General features: G+C 64.9%; 24 protein-coding genes and 1 pseudogene. 9 read left to right on the top strand and 16 right to left on the bottom strand.

What is annotated here, in order from left to right:
• A partial coding sequence (locus B7G53_RS15645; protein WP_255250032.1) for a HipA N-terminal domain-containing protein occupies window positions 1–275 on the bottom strand: 275 nt, incomplete at its 3' end.
• Window positions 265–540 carry a helix-turn-helix domain-containing protein gene (locus tag B7G53_RS15640; RefSeq protein WP_096669319.1) on the bottom strand — a complete coding sequence of 92 codons (276 nt, stop codon included), beginning with the start codon at window positions 538–540 and terminating at the stop codon, window positions 265–267. The genes B7G53_RS15645 and B7G53_RS15640, both read right to left, overlap by 11 nt.
• Window positions 541–1167: 627 nt before the next feature.
• Here B7G53_RS15640 and B7G53_RS15635 point away from each other — a divergent pair.
• Entirely contained in the window at window positions 1168–2214 is a 1047-nt protein-coding gene (locus B7G53_RS15635; protein WP_096669317.1) for a 3'-5' exonuclease, read from the top strand.
• 5 nt (window positions 2215–2219) lie between these two features.
• On the opposite strand, the gene B7G53_RS15630 is transcribed toward B7G53_RS15635, so the two are convergent.
• Window positions 2220–2822: a DUF938 domain-containing protein gene (locus B7G53_RS15630; RefSeq protein WP_096669315.1), complete on the bottom strand. Its 603-nt coding sequence runs from the start codon at window positions 2820–2822 to the stop codon at window positions 2220–2222.
• Window positions 2823–2934: 112 nt separating this feature from the next.
• On the opposite strand from B7G53_RS15630, the gene B7G53_RS15625 reads away from it, so the two are divergent.
• Window positions 2935–3429, top strand: coding sequence for a hypothetical protein (locus B7G53_RS15625; protein ID WP_096669313.1), 495 nt, complete (start codon window positions 2935–2937; stop codon window positions 3427–3429).
• Window positions 3430–3449: 20 nt separating this feature from the next.
• Here the strand turns inward: B7G53_RS15625 and rsmI are convergent, their stop codons facing one another.
• Window positions 3450–4289, bottom strand: a complete 840-nt coding sequence (rsmI, locus tag B7G53_RS15620) for a 16S rRNA (cytidine(1402)-2'-O)-methyltransferase (protein WP_096669335.1) — start codon at window positions 4287–4289, stop codon at window positions 3450–3452.
• 50 nt (window positions 4290–4339) lie between these two features.
• Here rsmI and B7G53_RS15615 point away from each other — a divergent pair, with 50 nt between their 5' ends.
• The 3 genes from B7G53_RS15615 to B7G53_RS15605 all read left to right on the top strand — a co-directional run bounded on the left by B7G53_RS15615 (window position 4340) and on the right by B7G53_RS15605 (window position 6180).
• Complete coding sequence (locus B7G53_RS15615) at window positions 4340–4795, top strand: YraN family protein (protein ID WP_096669311.1); 456 nt, start codon at window positions 4340–4342, stop codon at window positions 4793–4795.
• Window positions 4796–4905: 110 nt separating this feature from the next.
• Window positions 4906–5502: a phosphoheptose isomerase gene (locus B7G53_RS15610; protein WP_096669309.1), complete on the top strand. Its 597-nt coding sequence runs from the start codon at window positions 4906–4908 to the stop codon at window positions 5500–5502.
• Window positions 5503–6180, top strand: coding sequence for a BON domain-containing protein (locus tag B7G53_RS15605; protein ID WP_441338989.1), 678 nt, complete (start codon window positions 5503–5505; stop codon window positions 6178–6180). It begins immediately after the preceding gene.
• An 86-nt stretch (window positions 6181–6266) separates the two neighbouring features.
• Here the strand turns inward: B7G53_RS15605 and B7G53_RS15600 are convergent, their stop codons facing one another.
• From B7G53_RS15600 to B7G53_RS15590, 3 genes are all read right to left on the bottom strand, one after another.
• Window positions 6267–7187 carry an NAD(P)-dependent oxidoreductase gene (locus B7G53_RS15600; RefSeq protein WP_096669307.1) on the bottom strand — a complete coding sequence of 307 codons (921 nt, stop codon included), beginning with the start codon at window positions 7185–7187 and terminating at the stop codon, window positions 6267–6269.
• A 3-nt stretch (window positions 7188–7190) separates the two neighbouring features.
• On the bottom strand, window positions 7191–8327 hold the full coding sequence (locus tag B7G53_RS15595; protein WP_096669305.1) for a PilT/PilU family type 4a pilus ATPase: 1137 nt from the start codon (window positions 8325–8327) through the stop codon (window positions 7191–7193).
• 66 nt (window positions 8328–8393) lie between these two features.
• The gene (locus tag B7G53_RS15590; protein WP_096669303.1) at window positions 8394–9437 is read right to left on the bottom strand and encodes a type IV pilus twitching motility protein PilT; all 1044 of its coding nucleotides are present in this window, start codon (window positions 9435–9437) and stop codon (window positions 8394–8396) included.
• A 34-nt stretch (window positions 9438–9471) separates the two neighbouring features.
• On the opposite strand from B7G53_RS15590, the gene B7G53_RS15585 reads away from it, so the two are divergent.
• Entirely contained in the window at window positions 9472–10194 is a 723-nt protein-coding gene (locus B7G53_RS15585; RefSeq protein WP_096669301.1) for a YggS family pyridoxal phosphate-dependent enzyme, read from the top strand.
• A gap of 127 nt (window positions 10195–10321) precedes the next feature.
• Here the strand turns inward: B7G53_RS15585 and B7G53_RS15580 are convergent, their stop codons facing one another.
• From B7G53_RS15580 to B7G53_RS15570, 3 genes are all read right to left on the bottom strand, one after another.
• Entirely contained in the window at window positions 10322–10900 is a 579-nt protein-coding gene (locus tag B7G53_RS15580; protein ID WP_096669299.1) for a DUF3617 domain-containing protein, read from the bottom strand.
• A gap of 40 nt (window positions 10901–10940) precedes the next feature.
• Window positions 10941–12080 (bottom strand): ABC transporter substrate-binding protein, encoded by a 1140-nt coding sequence (locus B7G53_RS15575; protein ID WP_096669297.1) that lies wholly within the window; start codon window positions 12078–12080, stop codon window positions 10941–10943.
• Window positions 12081–12268: 188 nt separating this feature from the next.
• Window positions 12269–12748, bottom strand: coding sequence for an Lrp/AsnC ligand binding domain-containing protein (locus tag B7G53_RS15570; RefSeq protein ID WP_096669295.1), 480 nt, complete (start codon window positions 12746–12748; stop codon window positions 12269–12271).
• Between the two features lie 96 nt (window positions 12749–12844).
• Between B7G53_RS15570 and B7G53_RS15565 the strand changes: the two genes are divergently transcribed.
• Complete coding sequence (locus B7G53_RS15565) at window positions 12845–15934, top strand: L-glutamate gamma-semialdehyde dehydrogenase (RefSeq protein ID WP_096669331.1); 3090 nt, start codon at window positions 12845–12847, stop codon at window positions 15932–15934.
• A 152-nt stretch (window positions 15935–16086) separates the two neighbouring features.
• Here the strand turns inward: B7G53_RS15565 and B7G53_RS15560 are convergent, their stop codons facing one another.
• The 6 genes and pseudogenes from B7G53_RS15560 to B7G53_RS15535 form a co-directional block, all read right to left on the bottom strand.
• Complete coding sequence (locus B7G53_RS15560) at window positions 16087–16380, bottom strand: DUF4148 domain-containing protein (RefSeq protein ID WP_176491319.1); 294 nt, start codon at window positions 16378–16380, stop codon at window positions 16087–16089.
• Window positions 16381–16742: 362 nt separating this feature from the next.
• Window positions 16743–19235, bottom strand: coding sequence for a sensor domain-containing protein (locus tag B7G53_RS15555; protein ID WP_096669329.1), 2493 nt, complete (start codon window positions 19233–19235; stop codon window positions 16743–16745).
• Window positions 19236–19286: 51 nt separating this feature from the next.
• A complete protein-coding gene (locus B7G53_RS15550; protein WP_141396354.1) occupies window positions 19287–19673 on the bottom strand; it encodes a hypothetical protein in 387 nt (128 codons plus the stop codon).
• Between the two features lie 280 nt (window positions 19674–19953).
• Window positions 19954–20646, bottom strand: a complete 693-nt coding sequence (locus tag B7G53_RS15545) for a Crp/Fnr family transcriptional regulator (RefSeq protein WP_096669291.1) — start codon at window positions 20644–20646, stop codon at window positions 19954–19956.
• Window positions 20647–20793: 147 nt separating this feature from the next.
• Window positions 20794–21509, bottom strand: a pseudogene (locus B7G53_RS15540) (Crp/Fnr family transcriptional regulator).
• Window positions 21510–21670: 161 nt separating this feature from the next.
• The gene (locus tag B7G53_RS15535) at window positions 21671–22117 is read right to left on the bottom strand and encodes a response regulator (RefSeq protein WP_096669289.1); all 447 of its coding nucleotides are present in this window, start codon (window positions 22115–22117) and stop codon (window positions 21671–21673) included.
• Window positions 22118–22461: 344 nt separating this feature from the next.
• Between B7G53_RS15535 and B7G53_RS15530 the strand changes: the two genes are divergently transcribed.
• Both B7G53_RS15530 and wecB read left to right on the top strand, forming a co-directional pair.
• The gene (locus B7G53_RS15530; protein WP_096669287.1) at window positions 22462–22755 is read left to right on the top strand and encodes a hypothetical protein; all 294 of its coding nucleotides are present in this window, start codon (window positions 22462–22464) and stop codon (window positions 22753–22755) included.
• Window positions 22756–22871: 116 nt separating this feature from the next.
• Window positions 22872–23987, top strand: a complete 1116-nt coding sequence (wecB, locus tag B7G53_RS15525; RefSeq protein WP_096669285.1) for a non-hydrolyzing UDP-N-acetylglucosamine 2-epimerase — start codon at window positions 22872–22874, stop codon at window positions 23985–23987.
• Window positions 23988–24007 lie beyond the last annotated feature (20 nt).

Below are 24007 nucleotides of genomic sequence, written 5' to 3'. Positions count from 1 at the left end.
AGGGCAAGCAGGTGCATAGGGGTGATCGTCTGCTTTGGGAAGAACTCGCGGATCTGCATGAACAAGTACCCCTCGGGCAGGTTCATATCCATGGCCGGGAACAATGCGCCGCCGCCGTCGAAATGCAGCTTGCTCGCTGGCATGAGGAGGGAGACGATAGGCTGGTCCGGGTCGTCGCGGCTGTAGTCAAATGTGTAGGTCGATGCGTGCGCAAGCCGACCGCTGAGCGCACCGTTCACCTCAACATCGAGAAGACGAATACGCTCAGGCAGCATTGTCATCTTCCTCATCAGCGAACCGGCGTTGCATTTCCTCGAGGGTTGGCATGCCCGCCCTCTGCAGCGTCAGACAAAGGCCCATTGCGCGCAGAATGTCGAAGAGTGAGGAGACTGTGACGTCCTCTCCGCGCTCAAGTTTGTGGAGCACGGTTCGGCTGCGCCCAGCCTTGTTGGCCACAGCAACTGCCGAGAGTTTGTTTTGCTCACGGTAGCTGGCAATGGCTTTGCCGAGGTCTTCAGGTAATCTTATTTTGTCCAACATCGTGAACGATTATTCCATAAATTATGAAATCGTGCACGATAATGAACATTTAACTACCCTGCTGCAGGCGCAGGTCCTGCACGGCCTCGAGCACCCCTCGCACAATCTTCCGGAATGACTTCTCGCAGCCTACGTTCACCCAGGAAGGACGACGTGTTCTCGAACCAGGCTGCGAGACGCATTGGATCCGTGGCAGCGAATGTAGAGATCACATCCTTCATTGCGGGCAGCGACCGCCAGTCGAGCCCGAAAGCGTAACGCGGGTACACGCCTTGATCGGGCAAGGCATTGGTGCAAAGATGAGTTATGGTCATTTTCATCTGGCCCAGTACATAAGGTGAATCCGAGGTTTTCCGGTGAGAGTTGTGACATCGAGGGACCTTTAGTCATCCTACAGCGCTAATGGGTGTCACAATAGGTCGAAGGTAACTCGTTGATTTTGTTGAATAACGCCGACTGGGACCATTCAATTCATCGAGAGATCAATGTATATACGCATCGAAATTCGGGCCTCCGAAGCCAAGGGTCGTGGGTTCGATCCCCGCCAGCCGCACCACATTTGCTGTCAGTCGGTCATGTCTGTCCCCGGCCATGCATGACGCCGTGCCCCATGCCCTGGAGTGACACATGAATACCGAGTCAGACGGTCGCGCACTTTTTGCGGACCAGCTGGGCTTCGGTTTTGACGACGCTGCGCCCATCGCGCCGGCGCCCGTTTCGACCAAAACCCGCAAAACCCGAATTGTTCCCCCTGCTCCCGCGTCGGAGCCGCTCACGCCGGAAGCGATGGCGCTGGCGCTGGAGCGGCATGCCGATTACCGTGTGCTGCGGCGCCTGCCGGTGCCGCAGCAGTTTGCACACCAGTCCGGGGGGCCGGTCACGCGCCTGCTGATTCTGGATACCGAAACCACCGGGCTGGACGCATCGCGCGACCGCATCATGGAGTTGGCACTGCTGCGGGTCGATGTGGATCTGGCCACCGGCCTGCCGGTCGGCACCGTCGATGTTTATGACGGCCTCGAAGACCCGGGCCTGCCGATTCCGCTGGAGATCCAGGAACTCACCGGCATCAGCGACGACATGGTTCGCGGCCACAAGCTGGATGAGCTGCGGGTGGCGGCCATGCTGGCCGATGCGGACCTGGTCATTGCCCACAACGCCGGTTTTGACCGTCCGTTTGTCGAGGCCAGGCTGGCGCGGTTTGCGCAATTGCCCTGGGCTTGCTCTTTCGCCGATCTGGACTGGAAAAAAGAAGGCCGCGGCTCGGCCAAACTCACGCAGCTGGCGCTGGAACTCGGCTGGTTCTACGATGCGCACCGCGCCGAGATGGACTGCCACGCGCTGCTGGCGGTGCTGGCCAGCCCGCTTCCGGTGTCCGGCCAGACCGGGCTGGCACAGCTGCTGTCTGTCGCGGCCAGGCCCAGCTACCGGCTGCAGGCGACCGCCGCTCCCTTCGAGGCCAAGGACCTGCTCAAGGCCAGGGGCTACCGCTGGGACGGAGAGCACCGGGTCTGGCACACCCGCCTCGGTGACGAGGCGCAGTTGCAGTCGGAATGTGAATGGCTCAAGGCCTCGGTGTATGGCAACCGCGCCGCGCGTGTCCAGGTGGAACGCCTGGATGCGGGCAACCGGTATTCGCTGCGACCGGGCCAGGTCGAGGCCAGGGCTCTTTAGGCGCTTTAGAACTTGTCCGGGCTGCGCTGCCAGGTGATGCAGCGGTTGTTGGCGGGCATGGCGCGGTCTTCCACCAGCTGCAGGCCGGCCGTGGCCGCCAGGGCATGGACCGCTTCGACATCGCGCAGTCCGCTGGCGGGGTTGCCGGCACGCAGGGAGGCATCGAAGGCGGCATTGCTGTCGCTGGTGAAGCGGCCGCCGTAGTTGAAGGGGCCATACACCGTGAGCAGCCCGCCCGGCGGCATGTGCCGGCCCAGTGCCTGGAACAGCCGCTGCACTTCAGGCCAGCCCATGATGTGCAGGGTGTTGGCACTGAACACCGCGTCGAACGACAGATCGGGCCAGTCCTGGCGCAGGTCCAGCGCGATGGGTGCCGGGGTATTGGGCAGCCCGGCCTCATCCAGCCAGAGCTGAATGCCCGGCAGATGGCCGGCGACATCCGAGGTTTGCCAGCGCAGCCAGGGCAGGGCGGCCGCGAAATACACCGCGTGCTGGCCCGTGCCGCTGCCAATTTCGAGCACCGAACGCCGGTCGGTAAAACGCTCGCGCAGCACGCTCAGGATGGGGTCGCGGTTGCGGTCGGTGGCGGGCGCATGGGGCTTGGTCATAGGTCACCGATTGTCGCTGCGCGGGGAACCGCTGCGCCCCGGGGTGGGTCGAATCCCGCAACCCGGGGCGGTGTATAACAAACACAGCGGCCATTCAACCCAAGGACCTGCCATGCGATTGCCCAAGCTTCTTTTTGTTCTGGTCGCCAGCCTGCTCTGGCTCGGTGGCTGCGCACTTCTTCACCCGTTCAGTGCCGTCCAGCCGGGCATGTCGCGCGATGAGGTGGTGGCGCGAATGGGTCCGCCCGGTGCCGTGGTGGCGATCCCCCAAGGCACGCGCCTGCAATACTCCGGCCAGCCCACCGGCCAGTTCGCCTTCATGGTGGACCTGGATGCTTCGGGCCGCGTGTCCAGCGTCCGGCAGGTTCTCAATGCCAGGGATTTTGCGCGCATCGAACCCGGCAAATGGACGCGTGACGATGTGTTGCGCGAGTTCGGTCGCCCCACCCTTGTCGATCGCGTGGCCTCCTGGCCGGGCGACATCCTGACCTACCGCTGGTACGACCTGCAGGACCTCTTTTACTGGGTCTATCTGGACGGCAACCAGGTGGTGCAGCGAGCGCATCCGGGCATGGAGTTTCGCAATGACCCGGAACCGCGCAATTAGGAGCCAGACAGTCCCGGTGGTCAGGCTTTTTTCAGCTGCAGGGCGGCTTCGTACAGCTCATTGCGCGGCGCGCCGGTGATGTCGGCGGCCAGTTTGACGGCGGTTTTGAGCGGCAGCTCGGCCAGCAGCAATTGCAGGACACGGTGGCCGTCGTCCTTGGCGCGTGCCTCTTCGCCGGGGTGCAGCACCAGTGCAAATTCGCCGCGGGTGCGCTGGGTGCCGGCGGCCAGCCAGGCGCTGAGGTCCTGCGCCGCGACCGTGGCAATTTCCTCAAACTGCTTGGTCAGCTCGCGGCAGACCGTGACCAGCCGGCCGCCCAGCGGCGCCATCGCGCGCGCCAGGGCTTCCATGCGGTGCGGCGCTTCGAGAATGACGACGGCACGCGCGTCGGCCTGCAGTGCCTGCACGGCCTGCTCCCGCTCCATCGCCTTGGACGGCAGGAAGCCGGCAAACACAAACCCCGAGCCGCCGCTGATGCCGGCCACGCTCAGCGCGGTGGTCACGCTGCTGGCGCCGGGCAGCGGCAGGATGGTCAGCCCGGCGCCGCGCACGGCCGCCACCAGGCGTGCGCCCGGGTCGCTGACGGCCGGGGTGCCGGCGTCGCTGACATAGGCGACGCGTTCGCCGCGCTGCAGGCGTTCGATCACGAGTTGCGCCGCCTGGGCTTCGTTGTGTTCATGCACGGCCAGCAGCGGCTTGTCGATGCCGTACTGGCGCAACAGTGTCTGGGTATGCCGGGTGTCTTCGCAGGCAATCGCATGCACCAGCTCCAGCACGTGCAGCGCACGCAGGCTGATGTCCGACAGGTTGCCAATCGGCGTGGCCACCACATACAGCGCAGCTTCGGGATAATGCTGCATGCCTGCCGCAGCGCGCGCAGCGGGCAGGGCCAGGTCAAAGGAAGCGTTCAATGTGGTTTTCCAGAAAACAGGTTGCAAAAGGGCCACCGGGTGGCGCCGGCGCTGACGCAGCGGCGCCGCCCGGCCAGATTACCACCAAGCGCCTGGGGGATGCGGCGGAGTCGCTGGCACTGGCACATCTGGTGCGCGCCGGGATGAAGCTGGTCGCGTCCAATTATCGGACCCCCGGCCGCGGCGGCGGCGAGGTGGACCTGGTCATGCGCGCCCCCGACGGCACCCTGGTGTTTGTCGAAGTGCGCCAGCGCCGTAGCATGGGGCATGGCGGGGCGGCGGCCAGCATCAGCGCCGTCAAGCAGCGGCGCATCATTTTTGCGGCCCGGCATTACCTGATGCGGTTTGCCAGCCTGCCGCCCTGCCGCTTTGACGTGGTCACGGTACAAGGCCGGCTGGACGCACCCGACACGGTGGCCGTGGAATGGCTGTGCGGCGCCTTCGAGGCCGACTGAGCCGCTTGCGCCGGGCGGTTTCGTCCCCATTTTGTAACCATGCATTGCGTCTGGCGGGCCGGAGGGGCTGCGGGGCGCTGATTGAAAATCCGACCCGGTATCATTGACCCATGCTCGAACAACGTATAGAACAGCACTTCATCGACAGCGCCGACCTGAAGTACCAGGCGGCGCAAATCCTGTCCAAGCCGATTGCGGCGGCGGTGCAGGCCATCCTGGCCAGCGTGACCAGCGGCGGCAAGGTGCTGGCCTGCGGCAATGGTGGCTCGGCGGCCGATGCCCAGCATTTTGCGGCCGAATTTGTCGGACGTTTCGAGCGCGAGCGGCCCGAGCTGGGCGCCATTGCGCTGACCACCGACAGTTCCATTCTCACGGCGATCGCCAACGACTACGACTTCAGCGTGATTTTCTCCAAGCAGGTGCGCGCGCTCGGCGGTGCCGGCGACGTGCTGCTGGCGCTGAGCACCAGCGGCAACTCGGCCAACGTGCTGGCGGCCATCGAGGCAGCCCATGAGCGCGAGATGACCGTGGTGGCGCTGACCGGCAAAAGCGGCGGAAAAATGAGCGCCGCGCTGCGCGAGACCGACGTGCACATCTGCGTGCCGCATGACCGCACGGCACGCATTCAGGAAGTTCATCTGCTGGCCCTTCACTGCATCTGTGATGGCGTGGATGCCCAATTACTTGGTGACCAGGAGAACACTTAAATGACCGTCAAAGCCATTTCCGGACCCATGCGACCGTACCAACGGCTTCTGCTGACCGTCTGCACCGCTGCCCTGGTGGGCAGCAGCCTGAGCGCCTGCTTCCCGCTGGTTCTGGGCGGCGCGGCCGCTGGTGCGCTGGTTGCCATTGACCGCCGGACCTCGGGCGCCCAGCTCGAAGACGAGGGGATCGAGCTGCGCGCCATGGCGCGCCTGCGCGACAACATCGGCAGCCGGGCGCGGGTCAGCGTGACCAGCTACAACCGCCAGGTGCTGCTGACCGGCGAAGTGCTCAACGAGCAGGACAAAAAGCTGGTGGAGCAGGTCGTGTCGCGGGTGGAGAACGTGGCCTCCGTGGTCAATGAGCTGGCCATCATCAACAGCCCGACGCTGGTGCAGCGTTCCTCCGACGTCTTGATCACCGGCCAGGTGAAGGCCCTGCTGATCGACTCCAGCGACATTTATGCCAACGCCTTCAAGGTGGTCACGGAGCGTGGCACCGTCTACCTGATGGGCCGTGTGACGCAGCGCGAAGCCGATCGCGCCACGGAAATCGTGCGCGGCGCCCGCGGCGTGCAGAAGGTGGTGCGCATTCTCGAGATCATCAGCGAGGACGAGCTGCGCGGCCTGGTGCCGCAGCCGGCCAAACCCGCCACGCCAGCCCGCGCGCCGGGCGGCTGACAGGGGCATCTTCTTCAAGCAGGGGCCGCAGGCGCAGCGGCCCCCTCGGGGGGCAGGGAGCTACGCGCAGCGAGCGACCGTGGGGGCTACTTCAACCGCTTGATCAGGCTGGAGGTGTCCCAGCGCTGGCCGCCCATGGCCTGCACGTCGCCGTAAAACTGGTCCACCAGGGCCGTGACCGGCAGGCGGGCACCATTGGTCCTGGCTTCGTCGAGCACCAGGCCCAGGTCCTTGCGCATCCAGTCCACGGCAAAGCCGAAGTCGAACTTGTCGGCCACCATGGTCTTGCCGCGGTTGTCGAGCTGCCAGCTTTGCGCCGCGCCCTTGCCAATCACGTCCAGCACCTGGTTCATGTCCAGGCCGGCCTTCTGGCCAAAGGCAATCGCTTCGCTCAGGCCCTGCACCAGTCCGGCAATGCAGATCTGGTTGACCATCTTGGTCAGTTGGCCGGCACCGCTGGCGCCCATCAGCGTGAAGGCTTTGGAAAACGCCATGCCGGCCGGCTTGACGGCGTCAAAGGCCGCCGCGTCACCGCCGCACATCACGGTCAGCAGGCCGTTTTGTGCACCCGCCTGGCCGCCCGAGACCGGGGCGTCCACAAACTGCAGCTTCAGGGCCTGGGCGGCGGCGTACAGCTCGCGGGCCACGTCGGCCGATGCGGTGGTGTGGTCCACGAAGATGGCGCCCGGCTGCATGCCGGCAAAGGCGCCGTCGGGGCCGAGCGTCACGCCGCGCAAGTCATCGTCGTTGCCGACGCAGCAAAAAACGATGTCGGCGCCGCGCGCCGCTTCACGCGGTGTCGCCGCATGTTTTGGATCTTTGGCGCCCGCGTATTCTGCGCACCATGCTACTGATTTGGCAGCAGTCCGGTTGTAGACGGTGACCTGGTGACCGGCCAGAGCGAGGTGGCCCGCCATCGGGTAGCCCATGACGCCCAGGCCCAGAAAGGCGACTTTGCGGGATGGGGCGGGTTCGTAGGTTTTGGGGTTGGTGCTGGAAGTGGTCATGAGTTAAACAATGGACATGTGTTCGGTGCCGGCGGCCAGATCCTGCGTCTTGGCGCGCTGCGAGTTGAGTTTGATCTGCAGCCGCAGGTCGTTGACCGAGTCGGCGTTGCGCAGCGCATCTTCATAAGTGATCATGTTGCTCTCGAAGGCGTCGAAGAGCGCCTGGTCGAAGGTTTGCATGCCGAGGTTGCGGCTTTTCTTCATGATCTCCTTGATCTCGGAAACCTCGCCCTTGAAGATCAGGTCGGAAATCAGCGGCGTGTTGAGCATCACTTCGACGGCGGCGAAGCGGCCCTTGCCGTCCTGCTTGACCACCAGCCGCTGGGAGATCATGGCCTTCATGTTCAGCGACAGGTCCATCAACAGCTGGGCGCGGCGCTCTTCCGGGAAGAAGTTGATGATGCGGTCCAGCGCCTGGTTGGCGCTGTTGGCGTGCAGCGTGCACAGGCACAGGTGGCCGGTTTCGGCGAAGGCGACGGCGTGTTCCATGGTTTCACGGTCGCGCACCTCGCCCATCAGGATCACGTCGGGGGCCTGGCGCAGGGTGTTTTTCAGGGCCGCCTCCCAGCTGTCGGTGTCCAGGCCCACTTCGCGCTGGGTGATCACGCAGTTCTTGTGCGGATGCACAAACTCCACCGGGTCCTCGATGGTGATGATGTGGCCGTAGGAGTTTTCGTTGCGCCAGTCCACCATCGCGGCCAGCGTGGTGGACTTGCCCGAACCGGTGGCGCCCACCAGGATGCACAGGCCGCGCTTGGACATCACCACGTCCTTGAGCACCTGCGGCACACCCAGGCCGTCAATGGTCGGCAACACGGCCGGGATCACCCGCATCACCATGCCGACCTTGCCCTGCTGGATGAAGGCGTTGACGCGGAAGCGCCCGACGCCGGGGGGCGAGATCGCGAAGTTGCATTCCTTGGTGCGTTCGAACTCGGCCGCCTGCTTGTCGTTCATGATGGCGCGCGCCAGGGCCAGCGTGTGGCCGGCGTTGAGCGGCTGCGGCGAGACCTTGGTGATCTTGCCGTCGACCTTCATCGCGGGCGGAAAGTCGCCGGTGATGAACAAATCGCTGCCGCTGCGGCTGACCATCAGCCTGAGAAGGTCGTTGATGAATTTACTGGCCTGGTCGCGTTCCATGGTTTCTCCAATTGGCTGCTGCGGGCCCGCAGGCCGCAGCAGCGCTTCGCTGATGACGGTCCCTGTTTAGCCGGGGAAGTTCTCGGGTATTTTTGCCTTGCCGCGGGCTTCGGCCGCCGAGATCACGTTGCGCTTGACGAGGTCGGTCAGGTTCTGGTCCAGCGTCTGCATGCCCACGCTGTTGCCGGTCTGGATGGACGAGTACATCTGCGCGACCTTGGCCTCGCGGATCAAATTGCGGATCGCGCTGGTGCCGAGCATGATCTCGTGCGCGGCGACGCGGCCCTGGCCGTCCTTGGTCTTGCACAGGGTCTGCGAGATCACGGCCTGCAACGATTCCGACAACATGGCGCGGATCATTTCCTTTTCTTCGGACGGAAACACGTCGATGATCCGGTCGATGGTTTTGGCGGCGCTGGAGGTGTGCAGCGTGCCAAACACCAGGTGGCCGGTCTCGGCGGCGGTCATCGCCAGGCGGATGGTTTCCAGATCGCGCATCTCGCCGACCAGGATGGCGTCCGGGTCTTCACGCAGCGCGGATTTGAGCGCCGCGCTGAAGCTCAGCGTGTGCGGGCCGACCTCGCGCTGGTTGATCAGGCATTTCTTGGATTCATGCACAAACTCGATCGGGTCTTCCACCGTCAGGATGTGGCCGTACTCGGTTTCGTTGAGGTAGTTGACCATGGCCGCCAGCGTGGTCGATTTGCCCGAACCGGTCGGGCCGGTGACCAGCACCATGCCGCGCGGCTTCATCGCCAGGTCGCCGAAAATTTTCGGCGCGCCCAGCTGCTCCAGCGTCAGGATTTTCGAGGGAATGGTCCGGAACACGGCGCCCGCGCCGCGGTTCTGGTTGAAGGCATTGACGCGAAAACGCGCCAGGCCGTCGATCTCGAAGGAGAAGTCGATCTCCAGGAATTCTTCGTAGTTCTTGCGCTGGGTGTCGTTCATGATGTCGTACACCATGGCATGAACCTGCTTGTGGTCCAGCGGGTCGACATTGATGCGCCTGACATCCCCATGCACCCGGATCATGGGCGGCAAGCCGGCCGATAGATGCAAGTCAGATGCCTTGTTCTTGACGCTAAAAGCCAGCAGTTGGGTAATGTCCATCCCGGGGATTCCTGAAAAGTTTTACATTTGGATTATGACCATGATTGTGCGCAACCTCCAACTTGTCCGTGACCGTATAACCACGGCCTGTGTTGCTGCCGCACGCGATCCCGCCAGCGTGCGCCTGCTCGCCGTGTCCAAAACTTTCAATGCCGACGCGGTGATCGAGGCCATGTCCGACGGGCAACGCGCATTCGGCGAGAACTACATCCAGGAGGGGGTGGACAAGATATTGGCAGTGCGCGGGTGGGAAGCCGATCACCCTGGCCTGCCGCTCTCCCGTCCATCGGAGTGGCATTGCATCGGCCCCATCCAGAGCAACAAGACGCGGCTGGTCGCCGAACACTTTGACTGGGTGCAGTCGGTGGATCGCCTGAAGATTGCGCAGCGCCTGAGCGAGCAGCGCCCGCCGCATTTGCCGCCGCTGCAGGTGTGCCTGCAGGTCAACATCGACGGCGGCGCCACCAAGTCCGGTGTGGCCCCGCAGGACGCCCAGGCGCTGGCGGCCGAGGTCGCGCGGCTGCCGCGGCTGCAGCTGCGCGGCCTCATGTCGATTCCCGAGCCTGCTCCTGATTTTGTAGCTGCTTGCGCTGTCCACAAAAGGGCTGCAGACCTTTTTGACCAGATCAATCGGGCCGGCGTGTTGCCGCAGGCTATGGACACGCTGTCGATGGGCATGACGGCCGACCTCGAGGCGGCGATTCACGCCGGCAGCACCATGGTGCGCGTCGGAACCGCCATTTTCGGCGGCCGGTAAAGAGCCCCCACGGTTGCTCACTGCGTGTAGCGCCCTGCCCCCCGAGGGGGCCGCTGCGCCTGCGGACTGGCGAAGCCAGATCCGCGGCCCCTGCTTGTAGGGGGAGAGACCGCGGTGTTCGTGCTGCCTATTTTTTAGGCACAGCCAGCGGCTTGATGTTGCCGCAGTCCGCCGACAGCCATTTGCCGCCGCCATCCATGGTCATGGTTTCCGGCTTGCCCTGCATCATGCTTTTCATGGTCATCTTCATCGTGTAAGCCTCGGGGCTGACAAAGGTCACCGTGCCTTCGCCGCTGGACGGCGGCTGGGTGCAGGCAAACGACATCTTCATGGTGTTGCCCGAACGCGGCGAGTTGGTGGTCTTGCAGTCGCCCTGCTGGGCGGGCAGCTCATTGCGCTCCGCCATCTCTTTGGTCATGCAGATTTTCACGGCCATGTTGCCGCCGGCACCGGGGCCCATGGACAGGCCCTGTTTGGCCAGCATGTCCTGCATCATCTTGCGCTGCTCGGGCGGCATGGCGGCCATCTGCTTTTGCGACTCGGCCATGGCTTTTTCCATCTGGCCCGAGCTGGACTGCATTTTGTTGTTGATCTCCCACAAGCCGGGCTTGAGGGACTGCGCCGCGACGGGTTGGGCCAGCAGCAAAAGAAGGCCCAGCGCAGGCGCTGCGGCGGTGAACAGACCCCGGGATAAAAAGCGTGTCATGACTTTCCTCCTCAAAAAAGCATCACTTTAGTGCATTGCACTAGCGAACAAAACGCCCGCCGCGCCCAATGATGGTCAGGTCGGTGTAATGGGATGCTTCATGGTCTGTCGGACTGTAGTTAACCATGAACCCGCCCATGTTGACATCGCGCATGGACTCCAGCCCGCTGACCAGGCTTGCGCGTGTCAGGGCCTTGCCGGCCCGGCGCGCCCCTTCGGCAAACACCTTGGCGGCCAGAAAACCTTCCATGCTGGAGAAGTCGAAGTCCTTGTTGCCGGCTTCGGTCATGCGCTGCTGGTACTCGCGCACGATCTCCGACGAAGGCGTGTAGGGAAAGGGCACCACCTGCGAAATCGTCACGCCGGCGCCGGCATCGCCCAGTTCCGCCGACAGGGCCGTGGAGCCGACAAAACTCACATTGAAAAATTGCCCGCCATAGCCCTTGCTGCGCGCCAGCTTGATCAGCGCCGCGCAGGATTTGTAGGCGCTGATCTGCACCACCGCTTCCGGCGCGGCTTTCAACAGTTCGGCCCATGCGGCGGTGACATCGACCGAATTGCGCTCCACCGTCACCGCTGCGGCGGGCTTGAGGTTGCGTTTGGTCAGCGCCCGTGTCACGCCTTCCAGACCGGCCTTGCCGTAGGAGTCGTTCTGGTAGAACACCGCAATCTTCTTGATGCCCAGCGTGCTCAGGTGCTGCACGATGCGCTCGGTTTCGTCAAAGTAGCTGGCGCGCACATGAAACAGGTTGCGGTTGAGCGGTTCGCGCAGGGCCTGCGCGCCGGTGAAGGGGCCGATCAGCGGAATGCCGGCCGCGTTGATGGCGGGCACCGCCGCCAGCGTGGTCGGCGTGCCGACCGAGCCCACCAGCGCAAACACCTTGTCCTCCTCGATCAGCGCCTTGACGGCGGCCACCGCCTTCTCCGGCTCATAGCCGTCGTCGCGCGACACCAGCCGGATGCTGCGGCCGTTGATGCCGCCGGCCGCGTTGACCGCCTTGAAATGCGCCAGCATGCCCAGCTGCATGCGTTTGCCGAGTTCAGCGGCGGGGCCGGTCTGGGCCGCGAACTGCCCCACCAGGATTTCCTTGTCCGTGACGCCGATGTCCGCCGCATGGCCGGGCGCCGTGAGCAGGACCGCAAGCAGGCTGCAGGCGCCCCATCGTTGGAAAATGTTCATGCTGGACTCCGTGGTGTTGTTGTGCGATGCGGACGGCTTGCCTATGCAAGGCAGAACCTACCCGAGGCCAATTTAGTTCAACTAACCCACTTTGACAACGCGGTTTGCCCGCGAGGATGCGAACTATTGTCTAAAACAGCGCAAATTGCCCGCCGCTGCCAGGGCTGCCAGGGCTGCAGTTGCTGCGCTTACACGCCCAGGGCGAGCTGGGTGGTGTTCTTGACCTCTTCCATCACCGCGTAGGTGCGGGTTTCGCGCACGCCGGGCAACTGCCAGAGCGCGTTGCCGGCGAAGTCGCGGTAGGCCGCCATGTCGGCCATGCGGGTTTTGAGCAGGTAGTCAAAGCCGCCGGCCACCATGTGGCATTCCATGATCTGCGGGTACACCTGCACCGCTGCCTTGAAAGCCTCAAACACATGGGGCGTGGTGCGGTCCAGCAACACCTCGACGAACACCAGCATGCCGGCGCCCAGCTTGAGCGGGTTCAGCCGCGCCTCGTAGCCCAGGATGTAGCCATCGCGCGTGAGCCGCTGCACCCGCGCCAGCACGGCCGTGGGCGACAGCGCCACCGCTTCGGCCAGCTTGAGGTTGGAGAGGCGTCCGTCCTGCTGCAGCACGCTCAAAATCTTCAGGTCGATACGGTCAATGTCGGTCAAGGTGTCGGTCATGCTGGTGAATTATTCAGAATAAGCGACTGAATTTAGCGTGAAATTTGGATCAAATCCAGAGAACATGGCGTTATTCACCAGATGACGGAGATTTTCATGTCGCAACAGCCACGCCTTCCCTTCCCTTACCGGCCCGAAGCCGGCATCGTCGCCCGGCACCTGCAGGCGCTGGCCGGGGCGCTCGACTGGGCTGCCGCCGCGCCGCTGGCCCGGCCCTGGGTGCAGGCCGTGCGCAACAACCCGCCGCCCTTCTGGGCCATGGAAAGCCTGCTCAAGGAATACCCGATTTCCAGTGCCGAAGGCCTGGCCCTGATGCGCCTGGCCGAAGCCTTGTTGCGCGTGCCCGATGCCGAGACCGCGATTGCCCTGACCGCCGACCAGCTGGGCCGCGCCGATTTTGACGGCGCCAGCGACGGCGTGATGGCCCGCCTGTCGGCCTCGGCCATCGCGATGTCCAAGAAGTTTCTGCCCCCTTCGACAAGCTCAGGACAGGCTGCCGAACCTGGCCTCATGAGCAAGCTCGGTGCGCGCACCGTGGTGGCCGCCACCCTGCGCGCGGTGCAGCTGCTGGGCCGGCAATTTGTGCTGGGCCAGACGATAGGTGAGGCCATGGGCGAGGCCGACAGCGCGCGCAGGAAGGTGGCGAATCTGAGATTCAGCTATGACATGCTGGGCGAGGGCGCACGCACCGATGCCGACGCGCTGCACTACCTGGCCAGTTATGAAGGCGCTATTAAATCAATAGCTGCTCGCGCAAATGCGACCTGCGCTTGTGAGCAAAACGACGGCATTTCCATCAAGCTCAGCGCGCTGCATCCGCGCTACGAGGACGCACAACATGAACGCGTCATGGCCGAGCTGGTGCCGCGCGTCTGGGGCCTGTGTGCGATGGCTGCACGCGCCAACATCAACCTGACTATCGACGCCGAAGAGGTGGACCGGCTCGAACTCTCCCTCGATGTCTTTGAAGCGCTGGCCGCTTTGGTGGCTGAGCAGCAGCCGCAATGGCAGGGCTTCGGCCTGGCCCTGCAGGCTTACCAGACGCGCGCGCTGGAGCTGGTCGGCCACGTCATCGCGCTCGCCCGCCAATACCGGCTGCGTTTCATGTGCCGCCTGGTCAAGGGCGCCTACTGGGACTCGGAAATCAAGCGCGCGCAGGAGCTGGGCCTGCCGCATTACCCGGTCTTCACCCACAAGCACCACACCGACGTGTCTTACCTCGCCTGCGCGCAGGCCCTGCTGGCTGCGCCCGACGCGATTTACCCGCAGTTTGCCGGCCACAACGCCGGCACCATCGCCGCCATTATTCAGATGGCGGCCCGCGATGCCGACGTGCGCCGCGCAGGGCCGCCCCAAGCAAGCACAGCCCCCTCGGGGGGCAGTGACGTACACGAAGTGACGAACGTGGGGGCCGGATCATCTTTCGAGTTGCAGCGGCTGCACGGCATGGGCGAAGGCGTGTTCCGTGAAGTGCTGAAAAACCCGCAGATCAGTTGCCGCGTCTACGCCCCGGTCGGCGCCCACCGCGACCTGCTGGCCTACCTGGTGCGCCGCCTGCTGGAAAATGGCGCGAACTCCTCCTTTGTGCACCAGCTCGCCGACGAATCGGTCGGCATGGACCAGTTGCTGACCTCACCCCTGCGCATGGAGCCCGAGTCGTCCCTGCCGCTGCCGCCCGCCCTGTACGGCCCCGGCCGCCCCAACAGCGAGGGGCTGGACCTGACGGTGGAAGCCATGCGTGCGCCGCTGTTCGCTGCCTTCACGACGGCGCACGTGCCCGCAGTGCCGGCGTTTGATATCAAACTGGCCATCAGCGCAGTAGCGACGGGCGCAAGTAGCTATCAAAAATGGAGCAAGATCGACGTGGAAGAACGCGCCGCCATCCTGCGTCGCGCCGCCGATGCGCTGCAGCAGCAGATGCCCATGTTCTGCGCCTTGCTGGTCAAGGAAGCCTTCAAGACCTGGGGCGACGCGGTGTCCGAGGTGCGCGAGGCCATCGACTTCCTGCGTTATTACGCCAATGAGGCCGAACGCATCATGGCGCCCATCGCCCTGCCGGGGCCGACCGGCGAAACCAACGAGCTGCGCCTGACTGCACGCGGCGTCTGGGTCTGCATCAGCCCCTGGAATTTTCCGCTGGCCATCTTCACCGGCCAGGTCGCCGCCGCGCTGGCCACCGGCAACGCGGTGCTGGCCAAGCCCGCCGAGCAGACGCCGGGCGTGGCGCTGGCCGCCGTCCGGCTGCTGCACGCCGCCGGGGTGCCCGAAGGCGCGCTGCAGCTCTTGCATGGCCCGGGCGAAACCGTCGGCGCGGCGCTGGTGGCGGCGCCGGGGATTGCCGGCGTGGTGTTCACCGGCTCCACCCAGGTTGCCAAAATCATCAACCGCGCGCTCGCCGCCAAGGAAGGACCCATTGTTCCGCTGATCGCCGAGACCGGCGGCATCAACGCCATGCTGGTCGACAGCAGCGCGCTGCCCGAGCAGGTGGTCGATGCCGTGGTGCAAAGCGCCTTCCGCTCGGCCGGCCAGCGCTGCTCGGCGCTGCGCCTGCTGTGTCTGCACGAGGGCATTGCCGACAAGGTGGTGGAGATGATCCAGGGCGCGCTGCAGGAGCTGGCCGTCGGCGACCCGGCCGCGCTGGCCACCGACGTCGGCCCGGTGATAGACCGCGAGGCGTTTGACAACATCCAGAACCACCTGCAGCGCCTGGGCGCCACGTCAAAAGTGCTTTTAGCCCTTTCCGGTCGGGCGAAAGCAGCTCCTGATTCAATAGCAAATCTGGTCCTGCCCAGCGCCTTTGAAGTCGCCAGCCTGGCCGAGGTGAAAGACGAAATTTTCGGGCCGGTGCTGCAGATCGTGCGCTGGGGCAGCGGCGCGCTGAAAACGCCCGAAGCCGTCATCGCGCAGATCAACGCCCTCGGCTACGGCCTCACGCTGGGCATCCAGACCCGCATCGATTCGCGCGCCCAGGCGCTGGCGGCGGCCGCGCATGTCGGCAACATCTACATCAACCGCAACATGATCGGCGCGGTGGTGGGTGTGCAGCCTTTCGGTGGCGAGGGGCTCAGCGGCACCGGCCCCAAAGCCGGCGGCCCGCATTACCTCTACCGCTTCTGCGCGGAGCAGACCGTTACCGTGAACACCACGGCGGCGGGCGGCAATGCGGCCTTGCTGTCGGGGACCTGAACAAGCCCTGGAGGGGGCCGGATAGGCGAAAAGCCCCGCCAGTCCGGGGACTGGCGGGGCTTTCCATATTCCTCAAATTCACCCGCTGCCAGGGCCGGAGCCCGGGCAGTGGGGCGTCGACCGGCCGAAATCCGGCCAGCGCGCAACTGCCATTACAGGTAGGTGGCTTCGCCGCGTGGGATCTGGCCCAGGCGGACAGCGTCGGCCGCCTGGGCCCGCACGGTGGCGCGGTCGGTCGCGGACTGCACGGTAGCCGCCACGCGCGAGCCGGCAGGCTCCTGGCTGTGGGTTTTTACTTTGGTGGCGGCTTCGGCCTGGACTTCGGCCACGGAGCGGGTCGAGTTGAACTGGACGGCAAACTGCGAGCCATCGGCTTCGTCAGCGTGGGCGCCGAAAGAGGCGACGGTGGCAAGCGCGGCAACAGCGAAGAATTTGGATGCGTTCATGATGACATTTCCTTGGGAGAGTGAATAAACATTTCCGGGCATGGCGGGCTCGTTGATCCCGTCTGTCCAGCCTCGGTGAGTCGTTTATTGGTTGCGGCTCATCGATGTATGAACTTTACTGTTGCCTCAAACAAAGAAAAATAGCAAACCGATCAATTGCTAATTGCTGTTTGCGAAACAATAAGGACTTGAATTGTCTCCGCCAAGGCCAAGGGACGCTTTATCCCCATCCCGTGCAAGAGTGGCGAAACCAGCGCCCCTGGGGGCTCGATGTTCAAGGCAAGCGATTTGGTTCGCGGCGTCCAGAGCAGGCCGCGCCAAGCCTCTTTGTTGGTTCGTGCGAGCTGCAGGCGCGGCGTCGCTCAGCAGGCCGGCGCGTCCACCGGTGGCCGTGCCATGCCCTGCATGAACACCTCGAGTTCGTCGATCGGCAGCGGCTTGCAAAACAGGTAGCCCTGGAAGCAGTGGCAGCCGTGGCGGGCCAGGAAGTCGCGCTGGGCTTCGGTCTCCACCCCCTCGGCCATCACGCCCAGCCCCAGGCTTTGCGCCAGGCCAATGATGGTGCGGGCAATTGCCGCGTCGTTGGGGTCGGTCAGCACGTCCTTGACGAAGGCGCGGTCGATCTTGAGCTGGTCCAGCGGCAGGTGTTTGAGGTAGGACAGCGCCGAGTAGCCGATGCCGAAGTCGTCGATGGACAGCGTCACACCAGCGTCCTTGAGGGTGCCCATCTTGGCAATCGTCACGTCCATGTCGTTGGCCAGCAGGCTCTCGGTCAGCTCCAGCTTGAGCCGGTGCGCACTGATGCCGGCGCTGGCGATGGCGGCCATGACCTGCTCGACAAACTCGGGGTGGCGAAACTGGCGCACGCTGACGTTGACCGCGATGCTGAACTTCTCGGTGAGCGGACAGGCCGCCCAGCGCGCCAGCTGGGCGCAGGCGGTTTCCAGCACCCACTTGCCCAGCGGCAGGATCAGCCCGCTTTCCTCGGCTTGGGGGATGAAGTTGTCGGGAAACACCAGGCCGCGCTGCGGATGCTGCCAGCGCACCAGGGCTTCGACGCCCACCATGAAACCCTTGGGCCCCACCTGCGGCTGGTAATGCAGCACGAACTCCTGGTTGCGCAGGCTCTGGCGCAGCTCGTAGGTCAGCGCCGCGTTGGCCGTTGCCACCGCCTGCATGGCGGGGTCGAAAAAACAGATGGTGTTGCGGCCCGCGGCCTTGGCCTGGTACATCGCCAGGTCGGCCTGCTTGAGCAGGTCGCCCACGCTTTGCTCGTGCTGGGTGATCAGCGTGATGCCGATGCTGCAGGTGCCGTCATAGTCGTGGCCCGACAGGTCGCAGGGCTCGCTCAGGGTGGCCAGAATGTTCTGTGCCACGACTTCGGCTTTCTTGCGGGCCAGCGGCGGGTCGTCGCCCAGGTCTTCGAGCAGGACCACAAATTCATCGCCGCCCAGGCGGGCCACGGTGTCGCGCAGCCGCACAGAGCTGTTCAGGCGCGCCGCCACCTTTTGCAGCAACAGGTCGCCGATGGCGTGGCCGCGCGTGTCGTTGAGCACCTTGAAGTTGTCGAGGTCGATGAACATCAGCGCCCCGATTCTGTTGGGGTGGCCGGTGCGGGACAGCGCCGTGCGCAGGCTGTCCATCAGCAGTTGGCGGTTCGGCAGCTGGGTCAGCGTGTCGTAAAACGCCAGGTGCTCGATTTCTTCCTCGGCGGCCTTGCGCTCGGTGATGTCGCGCGCCACGGCCACCCAGTGCGTCAGGCCCCGGCTGAAATAGTCCACCGGCACGATGTCGAGCTCCAGCCAGAACTGCTCGCCGTTTTTCTTGTAGTTGATGAGTTCCGCGCGCACCGGCTGCGCCTGCTCCAGCGCCTGCCGGATGCGGTCCAGCTCGGCGCGCTGCGTGCGCTGCCCCTGCAGCATGCGCGGCGTCTGGCCCAGCACTTCGGCCGGGCTGTAGCCGGTTTGCCGCTCGAAGGCGTCGTTCACAAACACAATGCGCGGGCCGGGCGCGTCCACCGGGCCGGCCTCGGTGATCAGCACGATGTCGTTGAGGTGCGAGATGCTGGTTTGCAGCAGCAGCAACTGCTCTTGTGACTGGCGCCTGTCGCTGACATCGCGAAGGTACACGGCCACCCCCTCTTGAAAAGGGTAGGCGCGCAGCTCCAGCCACCGGCCGGGAAGGGCGCAGAAGACCTCGAACTCGCGGCTGGCGCCGCTGCCCAGTATGGCGAGGATTTCCTGGCGCACCCGGCTGGTCTCGGTGCCGTCCAGTGCGTCCCACAGCGTCTGGCCCAGCAGTGTCGTGCTTGTGCCGCGCAACAGGCGGGCGCTCTCGCGGTTGATGTAGGTCAACCGGCCTTCATGGTCCAGCGTGGCAAAAGCGTCGGTGATGCTCGCCAGCGTGGTTGCCAGCCGCATGGTCAGGCTCTGGCTTTCCTGCTCGGCACGTTTTCGGGCCGCGAGGTCCTGCAGAACCCCGGACAGCTGCACGATGGCGCCCGAGGCATCGCGCCAGGCCTCGCCCAGCGAGCGCACCCACAGCCGCCGGCCGCGCCCGGTGATGACCTGCACCTCTTCGTCAAACGCCGTGCCGTCGGCAAGGCAGCGCTCCAGGGCCGCGGCCATGCAGGCGCGCGACTCGGCCGCATAAACATCCAGCGCGTTGGCCCAGGTGGGCGCCTGTTCCGGCGTCATCTCCAGCAGGGCGGCCAGTTGCGCCGTCCAGGTCAGCTGGTGCGCCGGCAGCGCCAGCATCCACGCACCTGCACCGGTGGCCCGCTCCAGCAGGGCAAGCGGGCCGGGCGGCGACGGGGCGGGGTCCGGCGTGGAGCCGGGGGGCAGGTTCGGGGGCATGGTGACCACGCTAACAGAAGCGGGGCCGGCCCGGGCTTCGCAAAGCGCCCGTCAGGGTGTCGGACGTTGGCTGCGTTCCTGCTTCAGCGCGGCGTGCAGACGGTCCAGCGAGCCGACACAGTCGAGCACGACGGCCTGCACCAGGCTGGCCGACAGTGCGGCCGAATGGGTGGGCACCTCAGGCAGCTCTCCGAGCCGATCGCCCACAATGCGCCGCAGCGTGGTTTTCACCGCCTCAAACAGCACGTCCCAGTCCTCGACCTCGATGGCCAGGTGTGCGTCGTACGGCGCATCGAGGGGGCCGGCCTCAAGGTGGGGCGCTAGCCCGTTCTGGCGCGGCACCGGGGCTGCTGGCGCATCGTGCAGGCGTGCCGCGTCCACGTCGTGCGCACCGGGGGGCTGCCCCGGCGTGGTTGGAAGAAAGGAGGAGGAGGTCATTGGACGGGCCTCTTGAGGACGAGGTTGTAGCGTAGCGGCCATGGCAATGCAGTTTGTGTACCGACGCTGGTATTTGTAAATGAGTTTTTTTCTATCGTCTGTGCGCTGGCGTACAAAGAGGCTGTTGCCGTGGGGTGGGCCGCGGCACGGCGGTCCTGGCGCCGATGCTGGATGCTGTTCAGTGAGCGCTGTTCGCTCCGGGCTTGTCGAAGAGCCTTTCGACAAGCCCGGGACAGGCTTCGACGGGCTCGGTCCGAACGGCAGGCGAGCAGCTGGACGCCTAGCCGAGCAAGTCGGTGTAGGTCCGGCGGTCGGCGGCGTAACAGCTGCAGGCGGCGGCTTCCAGCCCCTGGCGGTCCAGCACGGTGAGTTCGCCGCGGTGGTACTCGATCAGGCCGCCCTTTTGCAGGGCGCTGGCGGCGGCCGTGATGCCGACGCGGCGCATGCCCAGCATGTAGGCCAGAAATTCGTGCGTGACATGAAAGCTGTCGGAGTGGGCGCGGTCCTGGCTCATCAGCAGCCAGCGCACCAGGCGCTGGCCGGTCAGGTGAAAACGCAGGCAACCGGCAGACGCGGCGTGCTGCACCATCAGCACATACAGGTAGCGGTTCAGGCCGCGCTGCAGCGCCGGGCTGCGCGCCAGCTCGCGCTTGAAGGCAACCGTGCCAATACGCCAGGCGCCACCGGCGCCCTGCACCAGTGCGCGCCAGGGCGCAGTGGCGACACCCAGCGCCAGTTGTGCACCCAGCATGCCTTCGCGGCCGACCATGCCCACCTCCACGCCCGGGCTGCCATCAACCGGCGTGACCAGCGAAATAAAGCCCTGGGTGGGAAAGTACACGTGGCGGATAGGCTGGCCGGGCTCGCACAGGACGTTGGACAGGGCCAGGTCGACGGGTTCGCAAGCGGCCAGCAGGCGTGCGCGGTCCGGACGGGGGAGACGTTCAATGAGGTGGTTTTCGACTGCGGACAAGCGGCTCTCCGGTGGGTTGCGGCCCCTTCACGGGGGCAATTACAAGGCCGCGCCACTGTCAGATGCAGTTCCAGTCGGTGCCCCAGTATGCGCTAGAAAATCTATCCATGCGAACCATGGAGGCAGCGCACGCAGACGGGGCGGGGGTCAGGCGGCCAGCTTGTCGGGGAGCAGACGGTCGTATTCTTTCTTGACCACGGCATAACATTCGCAGGTGCGTTTTTCCAGCCCGGGCCGGTCCAGCACCGTGATGCGGCCGCGCGAATAGCGGATCAGGCCGAGGTTTTGCAGCTTGAGGGCGCCCTCGGTCACGCCTTCGCGGCGCACACCGAGCATGTTGGCAATCAGCTCCTGCGTCATCACCAGCTCGTTGCCCTGCAGCCGGTCCAGGCTCAGCAGCAGCCAGCGGCACAGTTGCTGGTCCAGCGAGTGGTGGCGGTTGCAGACGGCGGTTTGCGCCATCTGCGTGATCAGCGCCTGGGTGTAGCGCAGCAGCAGGTGCAACACCGGTGCCCGCTTGAACTCTTCCTTGATGACATGTGCCGGGAGCCGAAAGCCCTGGCCGGCGCTTTGCACCACACCCCGGCTGGGCGTTGATTCGCCGCCCATGAACAGCGAGATGCCCACCACGCCCTCATGGCCAACCACGGCGATTTCGGCCGAGGCGCCGTTTCCATCACATACAGCAGGGAAACAATGGAGGTGGTCGGGAAGTACACATGGCTCAGGGTGCTGCCCGACTCATACACCACCTGGCCCAGCGGCATGTCGACCCATTCAAGTTGCGGCAACCAGCGCTGGAACTCGGCGTCTGGCAGGGCTGCGAGCAACTCGTTTTTTCGCGGATCGTGGGAAACGGCCATCAACAAAGCTCCGAAGCGGTAGCTGGCTTCGAATTGTGCCTCTGACAGAGGTGTCGTACCAGAGTTCCATATTAGGCACTTCGAAACACTTTGTATGTACGCTATCGCACAAACCGACCAACGGCCTGTCAGGCCGGGCGAACGCCGGCTTTGTGGCTTTGTCAGTTGGGGGACGTGGCCGGATCGTGCTGCGCGACGGCTTCACGCTGCGCCTCCTGCACATCGTCCGTGAGGATGTTGGCCGTTTGTTCGGCGCAGTAAGCAAACAGCGCGTCAAGCTCGGTGGTCTTGTCAAACACCGCGTCGGCGCCGAGTTCGGCCGCCCGCCGGCGGACTTCGGGCGTAGCGTAGTTGGTCAGCACCACCACCTTCTGGTAGGGCTCGCGGTGGCGGCAGCCGGCCAGCACGCCCAGCCCGCTGCCTTCCTTGAGAAAAAGATCCACGATGGCCAGGTGCCAGGTGCCGTCATGCAGTGTCAGCCAGCGGCTGGCCTCGGCTTGGGTCACTGCGTGTGCCACGACCTTGACATCGGCGATTTCCTCCAGGGTGTCGGTCAGGTTGTCCCGAATGATCTGGTTGTCTTCGGCGAGGTAGGTGATGAGGGCCATGGCGGTTGTCCGGTGGGGTCGTGGACCGCTTGCCAGGCGGTGAATGAAGCGGCTTCTTCCATGAGGCGCCGGGGCGTTGAAAAAAATGCCGTCCGTCGGCGCGCGGGGGTGTAGGACCACGCAGCCAGCGTGCACCTGCCCCCTTGGCGCCCGGGTGCCATCGGCGAAAGCAGGCTGTTTGGCGGGGGGTGCTGTGTACGGCCAGCGTACAGAGGGAGCCGGCGCAGCGTCCTACAGGCACGGACGGCATTTCCTCAGGTATTCGGCTCTTCGCGCTTTCTATAGTCGTGACACTTAGTTAACACCCGTTCCCGAGGACCAAAGAACTTGGGACGCCAATACCTATGCAGAACGAATTCGATCAGCTCAAGAACTTTCCCGACATCAGCACGCTGCGACCGGCCCTCCATTCGCTGTGCTCGCGTTATGGCTCCGTCGCCCGGCTGGATATCCTCGCGGCCAGCCAGGCGGGCAAGCGGCAGGCCCTGTGTTTTTTGCGCATGGACTCGGCCGCGCAGGAGCAGCAACTCATGCGCGAGCTCGGGGTGGGGCGTTTCGGCGGCGACCTGGTCGTGATTGTTGACTTGTTGACCCCTGCCGCCATGACGGGCCACGGCGCGAACACGCAACTGACGTGACCCTGGACGGTGAAACGCCCGCTCATCCCTACTTCCTTCTTCGGGCCCTTGTTCCTGCCTCCGTACATGCGTGTGCAGGCTTGCCGCCGTTTCTTCCCCTTTTCAGGAAAGCATCCATGCAAAACATTCTCATCGTCTCGGGCACGCGCCCTGAAATCATCAAGCTGGCGCCGGTCTACCACGCGCTGCGTGCGACGGACTGGGCGCACGTGCAATGGCTGCACACGGGCCAGCATGGCGACATGGCGAGCCAGATTTTTGAATGTTTCGATGTCACGCCCGACATCTCGCTGGAGCGGGGCGGCAGCAGCCTGCTCGATTTCAGCATGGGTTGCCGGCAGCAGCTCGACGCAGTGGTGACCGGCCAGGACTGGTCGCTCGTCATCGTGCAGGGCGACACCGAAAGTGCTTTCCAGGGTGCGCTCGCCGCCTTCTACAACCGCGTGCCGCTGGCGCATGTGGAGGCCGGGCTGCGCACCTACAACCTGGCCCGGCCGTTTCCCGAAGAGGGCTTGCGGCAGATGATCAGCCGTCTGACGCGGTTTCACTTTGCGCCCACCCAGCGCGCCATGGTGGCCCTGCAGACCGAGGGCATTGCCGACGAGTTCATTCACCTCACGGGCAACACCGTGATTGATGCGCAGCAATGGACCTGCGCCCACCGCGGTGTCAAGCGCACGAGCGCGGGCCGCGGCCACCTGCTGGTGACCGTGCACCGGCGTGAAAACTGGGGCAACGACGTGGAAGAAATCTGCCACGCCATTGCTGACATTGCCCGCCAGCAACCTGACCTGCAGGTGCTGTTTCCGGTCCACCTCAATCCCGTGATCCAGGGCCCTGTCAACGCCCTGCTGGGCGACATCGCCAACGTGACCCTGACGGCGCCGCTCGACTACACCGGCATGCAGCAGGCGCTGGCCGATGCGTGGATGGTGCTGACCGATTCCGGCGGCCTGCAGGAAGAAGCCCCGACCTTTGGCGTGCCCGTGCTGGTGCTGCGCGATGAAACCGAGCGGCCCGAAGCGATTGAAGCGGGTTGCGCCCTGCTGATTGGTGCGACACGCAGCGCCATCGTCTCGGAAGTCACGCGGCTTTCGCAGGATACCCAGGCCTACACGCGGATGGCGCAGGCCGGCAATCCGTTCGGCGACGGCACGGCCTCCGCGCAGATCGTCGCTGTGCTCGAGCGCAGTCTGGTGAATGCGCCGGCGGCCATCCCCGCGCTGGCCTGACCGAACCCGTTCTCACTGGA

Source organism: Polaromonas sp. AET17H-212, from assembly GCF_002379085.1.
In the GTDB taxonomy this organism is placed as follows: Bacteria; Pseudomonadota; Gammaproteobacteria; order Burkholderiales; family Burkholderiaceae_C; genus Polaromonas.
The sequence above is the reverse complement of the archived record's forward strand: the minus strand, read 5'-3'. Positions and strand labels throughout refer to the sequence as shown.